General features: G+C 59.5%; 7 protein-coding genes. 6 read left to right on the top strand and 1 reads right to left on the bottom strand.

The features are described 5' to 3' along the window. From B2W96_RS04025 to B2W96_RS04015, 3 genes are all read left to right on the top strand, one after another. Positions 1-910: transporter substrate-binding domain-containing protein (locus B2W96_RS04025; protein ID WP_349680129.1), on the top strand; the 910-nt coding region annotated here is incomplete at its 5' end. A 52-nt stretch (positions 911-962) separates the two neighbouring features. Further along, on the top strand, positions 963-1,853 hold the full coding sequence (locus tag B2W96_RS04020) for an amino acid ABC transporter permease (RefSeq protein ID WP_293008800.1): 891 nt from the start codon (positions 963-965) through the stop codon (positions 1,851-1,853). 1 nt (position 1,854) lies between these two features. Continuing rightward, complete coding sequence (locus B2W96_RS04015) at positions 1,855-2,595, top strand: amino acid ABC transporter ATP-binding protein (protein WP_293008798.1); 741 nt, start codon at positions 1,855-1,857, stop codon at positions 2,593-2,595. A gap of 86 nt (positions 2,596-2,681) precedes the next feature. Here the strand turns inward: B2W96_RS04015 and spoIID are convergent, their stop codons facing one another. Next, a complete protein-coding gene (gene spoIID / locus B2W96_RS04010) occupies positions 2,682-3,704 on the bottom strand; it encodes a stage II sporulation protein D (RefSeq protein WP_293008796.1) in 1,023 nt (340 codons plus the stop codon). A gap of 461 nt (positions 3,705-4,165) precedes the next feature. On the opposite strand from spoIID, the gene B2W96_RS04005 reads away from it, so the two are divergent. The 3 genes from B2W96_RS04005 to B2W96_RS03995 form a co-directional block, all read left to right on the top strand. After that, a complete protein-coding gene (locus tag B2W96_RS04005; RefSeq protein ID WP_293008794.1) occupies positions 4,166-5,002 on the top strand; it encodes a hypothetical protein in 837 nt (278 codons plus the stop codon). Next, complete coding sequence (locus B2W96_RS04000) at positions 4,999-5,697, top strand: anaerobic ribonucleoside-triphosphate reductase activating protein (protein WP_293008792.1); 699 nt, start codon at positions 4,999-5,001, stop codon at positions 5,695-5,697. Before B2W96_RS04005 ends, B2W96_RS04000 begins: the two co-directional genes overlap by 4 nt. 303 nt (positions 5,698-6,000) lie before the next feature. Next, on the top strand, positions 6,001-8,361 hold a 2,361-nt coding region (locus B2W96_RS03995; protein WP_293008790.1), incomplete at its 3' end, for a ribonucleoside triphosphate reductase.

Below are 8,361 nucleotides of genomic sequence, written 5' to 3'. Positions count from 1 at the left end.
GAAAATTTTTATGAAGAAGTTTTTCACTCTTGTTCTGGCTGTGGCCATGACCGCATCTCTTGCCGCCTGCGGCGGCTCTGCCCCGGCGGCCTCCGGCTCCGGCGCGGCTGCCGGTTCCTCCGCATCCTCCGCTGGCGGCGGGGTTCCCTCCGGCGTGGAGGACGGCGTGCTGACGGTGGCCATGGAGTGCGGCTACGCGCCCTATAACTGGTCCCAGCCGGACGACTCCAACGACGCCGTCCCCATCCGTGACACCAATGAATATGCCAACGGCTACGACGTAATGATGGCGAAGAAGCTCTGCGAGGCCAACGGCTGGAAGCTGGAAATTGTCCGGCTGGAGTGGGAATCTCTTGTTCCCGCCGTTCAGTCCGGCGCCGTGGACGCGGTGATCGCTGGCCAGTCCATGACCGCCGAGCGGGCGGAGCAGGTGGACTTCGCAGGTCCCTATCTGTACGCCTCCATCATCTGCCTGACCAAGGCCGACAGCGCCTTTGCAAACGCCAAGGGCATCAGCGACCTTGCCGGCGGCTCCTGCACCAGCCAGCAGGGCACCATCTGGTATGAAACCTGCCTACCCCAGATTGAGGGCGCCGATATCCGGACGGCGGCGGAGTCCGCTCCCGCCATGCTGATGGCACTGGAAACCGGCGCGGTGGACTTTGTGTGCACCGATATGCCCACCGCGCAGGGCGCGATGGTTGCCTATCCTGATTTCAAGCTGCTGGACTTCTCCGGTTCCGGCGACGACTTTGAAGTGTCCGACGAGGACGTAAATATCGGCATCTCTGTCATGAAGGGCAACACCGCTTTGAAGGACGCGATGAACTCCGTCCTCTCCGGCATGACCGCCGACGACTTCAATGACCTGATGGCGCAAGCCGTGGCAGTACAGCCCATCGGGGCATAAGCATCCCTGTCCGGGCGCGCCCGCTGAATACTGAGGGAACGAGGAACCCATTATGGACTGGTCAAGATTTCCACAACTGGCCGCCGACATTGCCGACCTCTGGGCAAAATACGGCACGGTGAGCTATCTGGGCGGCATTTGGCGCACGCTGATTCTCGCCGTGGTCGCCACGTTAATCGGCTGCGTCATTGGCCTTGGCTGCGGCATTTTGCAGACGATTCCCCGCTCAAAGTCCGACCATCCCGTCAAGCGGGTAGGTTTGGGGCTTGTGCGGGTGCTGCTGCGAATTTATATTGAGGTTTTCCGTGGCACGCCCATGATTTTGCAGGCGGTATTTATTTATTACGGCCTGCCCTATTTCACCAACAACTCCGTCCGCTTTGAGAACATATGGACTGTGGCGATTCTGGTGGTATCCGTCAATACCGGCGCGTATATGGCGGAGTCCGTCCGGGGCGGCATTCTCTCCATCGACCCCGGCCAGACGGAGGGGGCCAAGGCCATCGGTATGACCCACTTCCAAACCATGTTAGGCGTCATTCTGCCCCAGGCCCTGCGGAACATCATGCCCCAGATCGGCAACAACCTGATTATCAACATCAAAGACACCTCCGTGATGTTTATCATCGGCTTTACCGACTTTTTTGCCGCCCACAAGGCGATTTCCGGGGCCACCTTCACCTACTTCCCCTCCGCCACCATTGAAATGGCGGGCTATCTTACCATGACGCTTGCCGCCTCCTTCCTGCTGCGGTGGATAGAGCGGCGGATGGACGGGTCCGACAGCTACGAGCTGGTGCAGACCGACTCCTTGACCATGACCGCCGGAACTTACAATCATCCCGGCCGAGGCAGTAATTTTGACGAGCACAGCAAGGAGTACCGGGAAAGCGGCAAGCATTCTCCCAAAAACGGAGACTCCGCTTCGAGAGGAGAGAACTGACATGGGAGAGACGATTCTTGAAATCCGCCATCTGGGCAAGGCCTTTGGCAGTCATCAGGTGCTGCGGGACATCGACTTCACGGTGGAGAAGGGGGACGTGACCTCCATTATCGGCTCCTCCGGTTCCGGAAAGTCCACGCTCCTTCGCTGCGTAAACCTGCTGGAAACCCCCACCTCGGGCGAGATTCTCTTCCACGGAAAAAACATGGCGGACCGGGGCGTGGACGCAGCCGCGTACCGCTCCCGCGTGGGGATGGTGTTTCAGTCCTTCAACCTGTTCAACAACATGACCGTTTTGAAAAACTGCGTGGTCGGGCAGGTGAAGGTTCTGAAAAAGGACCCTGAGGAGGCTCGCACCGCCGCGCTCAGGTATCTGGATCGGGTGGGCATGGCCCCCTATATCAACGCGAGACCCCGTCAGCTCTCCGGCGGACAGAAACAGCGGGTGGCCATTGCCAGGGCCCTTGCCATGGAGCCGGAGGTGCTGCTGTTCGATGAGCCGACTTCAGCGCTGGACCCCGAGATGGTGGGCGAGGTGCTGGACGTGATGAAGGATTTGGCCCGGGAGGGCATGACCATGCTGGTGGTGACCCACGAGATGGCCTTCGCCCGGGACGTGAGCAGCCGGGTGGTGTATATGAATCAGGGCGTTATCTGCGAGGAGGGCACGCCGGAGGAGCTTTTGGGCAATCCCCAAATGCAGGAGACCCGGGACTTTCTCTCCCGCTTTCGCAGCGTGTAAGCGGCAGGAATGATCTCCGGTCCCCCTGCGCGCCTTTTCAAAAGCCAAAAGAGCTTGAGGATTTTACGTCCTCAAGCTCTTTTTTATTACGACAACCGCTCCGGCGTGTGCACCGCCACGGTGACGCCGGTATAGTAGTGGGTGATGATCTCCTTCCAGTCCTTGCCGTCCTTTGCCATCTGCTGGGCGCCATATTGGCTCATCCCCACGCCGTGGCCGTACCCGGTGACGAAGAAGACGATTTTCCCGTCCTGCACTTCCGCTTCAAAGGTGGAAGAGCGCAAGGAGAAAATAGTGCGCAGCTTTGTCCCCCGGACGCTGATGCCGCCCACAGTGACGGACTCCACATTGCTGTCCTCGCCAACGATCCAATCCTTCATCCAGCCCGAGGCGGAGCCGGACAGGTCCGCCTCCGGATACGCGGCCAGAAACAGCTCTTTAAACCCCGTTGGAGTAAACTCCGCCCGACTGTAATAATTGGGGACGCCCTCGCCCTCTGGGCTTTCCACACTCTGGAGATAGGGCAGATCGCTGCTCCATACCTCTCCCGCCCGTTTTGTGGTCCCGGCAGAGGAGGAGTGAAATACTGCCAGGATGGGCTGCCCGCCGTACAGAATCGTCTGCCCGTCGGTAAGCGAGACGGCGTTTTCCACCTTTGCTTCGTATGCCTTCGCATTGTCTCCCCAGTTGGACGCGGCGGTTTCCTTATCAAGATACGCCTGACAACAGGTATGATCGCCGCAGACATCCGCCGTGTCGCCGTGGTTTCCCCCGGAAGCCATCTTATACATCGTATAGGTCCGTGCCGCCACGGCTTGGGCGCACAGGGCCTGCTGCTCGAAGGAGGCGGGCATCTCCGCCCGCACCACGCCCTGAAGATATTCCCCCATGGTCATGGTTTTCACCTCGTCCCCCAGCAGAACGCGGATGGTGTAGGACCCGTCCGTCTCCCCTTGAGGAAGCAGCTCTATTTCCGGCTCTTTCGGCTTCAGCTCCCGCTTCGTCCCCGCCTCCGCCTCCCGCCGGACCACATGGGTCGTCACGGTAATCAGCGGCAGCAAAAAAAGCAGGCCCAGCAGCACCGCCGACATGCCCAGATACCGTCTCATCTTGTTTCCTTTCCCGCTTGTTCAAAAGGCATTCACCTCTTGAACAGCCTGTACACTTTCCGTAAATTGATCGAAGCACGCCCGCAATCCGTGGTTTCTTCAGCATATGCGCGGAAGATAAAAAACAGTCCTGCGCATAAACTGTCGAATTTTACGGCGTTTGATTATACCACGGATTGTCCGAAACGGCAACCGTGCGGGCTGGTGCGTTTTCCCCGTCGCGGTGTGGACAAACCGCCGCCGCTGGCGTATAATGGCCCCAGATCACTCCCCGGTGGAATCGGCAGGCCGCGTCGGGAACCCGCACGGGCGCAGCTCCTCCGAAAAGAACCCCCCAGCCCTCTGTGCGGAGGGGAACGAAGGATATTTGCCTACCATACAGGCCCGGTATGATCGGGCAGACGCGGAACTATTTACAAATTGTGCCGGGCGCAACGTCCCGGCTTTTGAGGAGGCCCCGGATGAAACACACCACGGCTATGGCTGCTCTGGCGGCGTCGGGCGGCGCGGCGGCTTTTTTTCTGCGGCTGGCGCAGGCGCGCACCGACTTGATTCAGGAAACCGGACTGAGTACCCACGGAAATCTCTTCGGACGACTGCTGTGGGTTTTGCTGATCTTTTTGGGCGTAACGCTGTTTTTGCTGGTCCGCCGTCTGCCTGACCGCCGTCCCGACCCCCGTTCGTTTCAGGATGTCTTTTCTGCACAGGGGGCCGCCCCCCTGCTGCTGTCCGGCGTTTTCCTGCTGGCCCTTTCCGGGGTGGTAGAGGTGCGGGCCGCGCTCTCGGCTCCCCTGTGCTTTCCCGGCGGCGGAGCTCCTCCGGCAGGCGTTGCGCTGGCCTGCGGCGGGCTGACGGTGCTGTCCGCCCTGTGTCTGCTGCCCGCTGTTTTTTCCGCTGCGGCGGGGCGGCGCTCTCGCCGCCGCAGGGCTGCGCCGCCTATTTTACTGCTGCCCGCCCCGGTGGCGCTGGTGTTTCATCTGGTGCTGGACTATCGCACCCGGGCCGCAAACCCCGCGCTGGAATCCTATGCGCCGGAGCTGCTGTCGCTGGGTTTTGCCGCGCTGGCCTTTTTCCGCCTGTCCTCCTTCGCGTTCGAGGACGGGTCCGCGCAGGTCTTTTCTTTTTTCGCCGGGGGCAGCGTCATTCTGTGCGCCGCCGCGCTGGCGGGCAATCGAAGCCTTTCCCAGTATGCGCTGCTTGGCGGCTGCGTTCTCTTTTTTCTGGGGCTTCTCCTTTCCCTGCGGTCCGATCCGATTCGCAGGCGCACGGGAGATGTGGAAGAAGAGGCGTCGCCATGATCTTCTGCGGGCTGCAAACGCTGTCACTGGTGGACTTTCCCGGCAAGGTGGCGGCAACGGTGTTCACCGGAGGATGCAACCTCCGCTGCCCCTATTGCCACAACGCCCGTCTGGTCACCGCGCCCGCAAATGCGCGGGAGCACTATGAGGAACGGGAAATTCTTGCGTTTCTTTCCTCCCGGCAGGGCTTGCTGGACGGGGTGGTACTCTCCGGCGGGGAGCCGCTGCTTCACGAAGACCTTTCAGACTTCGCCGCCCGGGTAAAGGCCATGGGCTTTGCGGTAAAGCTGGACACCAACGGCTGCTATCCCCAGCGGCTTCGCGCCCTTCTGGAAACGAGAAGCATTGATTACATAGCTATGGATGTCAAAAACAGCCTGCCCAAATATCCGCTGACCGTGGGCGTTTTGGGCTTTGACACTTCCCCGGTGGCGGAGAGCGCCGCACTTTTGATGGATGGCCCGACGGACTATGAATTCCGTACCACGCTGGTGCGGGAGTTTCACACTCCGGCGGACTTGCTGTCCATCGCCCAATGGCTGAAAGGAGCGCGCCGCTATTTCCTTCAAAGCTTCATGGACTCCGGAGAACTGATTGGCTCCGGACTGCACGGCTTCTCCCCCGATGAAATGCGCGCCTTCGCCGAGACTGTCCGCCCTTTTTACGGGGAGGTTTCTCTCCGGGGCGTGGAGTGAGTCAACGCAAGACTTCGCACAATCTCGCTTCTTTCGACATAAAGAGACTTTTTTCGAAGCCGCGCTCTTTTTTAACTTTACTAAATCTGGGTGATTATTGGCATTTTTTATGAAATAATCCACAAGATATAGAGGTATTTCTAATTGACTTCCCCCAGCAGCTCCGCTAGAATAAGAACGGAAGGGCGCTTCGGCGCCTTTCCGTTCTGACGGTATATGGGCCTATCTTTGATACGCTGGCGGCGGCAGGGCAGTTTGTCCGGCGCCGCGGGCGGGAATACTTTAAGAGAGTGTGGGAGCGGTATGTATCGAGTTTTGAAGCGGGACGGCAAGGTCGTGGACTTTGCCCTGTCCAAGATCAGCGTAGCCATCACCAAGGCGTTTGACGCCGTGGGAAAGGACTACAACCCCGACATCATCGATCTTTTGGCGCTGAAGGTCACCGCAGATTATCAGGACAATATCAAGGACGGCTCCATTTCCGTGGAGCAGATTCAGGACAGCGTGGAAAATGTCCTCATCAAGGCCGGATACAGCGACGTTGCCAAGGCCTATATTCTGTACCGCAAGCAGCGGGAGAAAATCCGGAATTTAGGCTCCACCGTGCTAGACTACAAGGACCTGGTGAACAACTATCTGCACATCAACGACTGGCGGGTGAAGGAAAACTCCACCGTCACCTACTCCGTGGGCGGGCTGATTCTGTCCAACTCCGGGGCCATCACCGCCAACTACTGGCTCAGCGAGATTTACGACGCGGAGGTAGCCCAGGCCCACAAAAGCGGCGACCTCCACATTCACGATTTGTCTATGCTCACCGGCTACTGTGCCGGGTGGAGCCTGAAGCAATTGATTCAGGAGGGCCTTGGCGGCATTCCCGGCAAGATCACCTCCTCCCCCGCAAGTCATCTCTCCACCCTTTGCAATCAAATGGTAAACTTCCTTGGAATTATGCAGAACGAGTGGGCCGGGGCGCAGGCGTTCTCCTCTTTTGACACATATCTGGCTCCCTTCGTGCGGGCGGACAACCTCTCCCAAAAAGAGGTGAAGCAGTGCATCCAGTCCTTTGTGTACGGGGTGAACACCCCGTCCCGCTGGGGCACGCAGGCTCCGTTTTCCAACATCACGTTAGACTGGACCGTCCCCACCGACCTTGCAAACCAGCCCGCCATTGTGGGCGGCAGGGAGATGGACTTTACTTACGGGGATTGCAAAAAAGAGATGGACATGGTGAACCGCGCTTTCATTGAAATCATGGTGGAGGGCGACGCGGACGGACGGGGCTTCCAATACCCCATTCCCACCTACTCCATCACAAAGGACTTTGACTGGAGCGACACGGAGAACAACCGTCTTCTCTTTGAGATGACCGGGAAATACGGAACGCCCTATTTCTCCAACTACATCAATTCCGACATGGAGCCATCGGACGTGCGCAGCATGTGCTGCCGCCTTCGGCTGGATTTGCGGGAGCTGCGGAAAAAGTCCGGCGGCTACTTTGGCTCCGGCGAATCCACCGGGTCCGTCGGCGTGGTGACGGTGAACCTGCCCCGCATTGCGTATCTGGCCCGGGACGAGGCGGACTTTTACCGGCGGCTGGACAAGCTGATGGACGTGGCCGCCCGCAGCCTGAACACCAAGCGCACGGTGATTACCAAATTGCTGGACGCGGGGCTGTACCCCTATACCCAGCGGTATCTTGGCAGCTTTGGCAATCATTTTTCCACCATCGGCCTTGTTGGTATGAACGAGGCGGCGCTGAATGCCGCATGGCTGCGAAAGGACCTGACAGCGCCGGAGGCCCAGTCCTTTGCCAAGGATGTGTTGAACCATATGCGCCAGCGGCTTAGCGACTATCAGGAGCAGTACGGCGACCTTTACAATCTGGAGGCCACCCCCGCCGAGTCCACTTCTTACCGGCTGGCAAAGCACGACACGGAGCGGTTCGGAGACATCATTACCGCCGCCAAGCCCGGCGACGCACCCTATTACACCAATTCCTCCCACCTTCCGGTGGGGTACACCTCGGATTTGTTCGACGCGCTGGCGGTGCAAGATGATTTGCAGACCCTCTATACCTCCGGCACCGTGTTCCACGCGTTTCTGGGCGAAAAGCTGCCGGACTGGAAAGCCGCTGCCGCGCTGGTGCGCAAAATCGCGGAAAACTTCAAGCTGCCCTACTACACCCTTTCCCCCACCTATTCCGTCTGTTCCCAGCATGGGTATCTCACCGGTGAGCATTTCACCTGCCCCCACTGCGGGAAACCCGCCGAGGTTTACAGCCGCATCACCGGCTATTACCGCCCCGTGCAAAACTGGAACGACGGCAAGACGCAGGAATACAAAGACCGCAAACTTTATGAGCCCGGAACGGCTTTTAAACCCCACGCGCCAAGCCCCGCCCCACAGACAGCCCGGCCAGTGCCCAGCCTTGCCGCCACCTCTTCTGCGGAGCAGCCCGCTCCGGAGCAAAGCTCCACGGTGCGGGCCATGCGCGACGCGGTGGACGAGCTGCTGCTGTTCACCACCAAAACCTGCCCCAACTGCAAAACCGCCAAAGAAGGCCTTGAACAGGCGGGACTTGCCTACACAGTGCTGGACGTGAGCGAGCATTTGGACCTTGCCCGGAAATACCGCATCATGCAGGCCCCCACGCTTCTGGTG

It is taken from the genome of Oscillibacter sp. UBA6647 (assembly GCA_002455655.1).
Taxonomy (GTDB): domain Bacteria; phylum Bacillota; class Clostridia; order Oscillospirales; family Oscillospiraceae; genus Oscillibacter.
Note: the sequence above shows the minus strand (reverse complement) of the source record. Positions and strands in the feature narration are given on the sequence as shown.

Bases quoted from the DNA above. Each gene is read 5' to 3' on its own strand.
- B2W96_RS04020 (WP_293008800.1), top strand. From the start codon at position 963: ATGGACTGGTCAAGATTTCCACAACTGGCCGCCGACATTGCCGACCTC.
- B2W96_RS04015 (WP_293008798.1), top strand. From the start codon at position 1,855: ATGGGAGAGACGATTCTTGAAATCCGCCATCTGGGCAAGGCCTTTGGC.
- spoIID (WP_293008796.1), bottom strand. From the start codon at position 3,704: ATGAGACGGTATCTGGGCATGTCGGCGGTGCTGCTGGGCCTGCTTTTT.
- B2W96_RS04005 (WP_293008794.1), top strand. From the start codon at position 4,166: ATGAAACACACCACGGCTATGGCTGCTCTGGCGGCGTCGGGCGGCGCG.
- B2W96_RS04000 (WP_293008792.1), top strand. From the start codon at position 4,999: ATGATCTTCTGCGGGCTGCAAACGCTGTCACTGGTGGACTTTCCCGGC.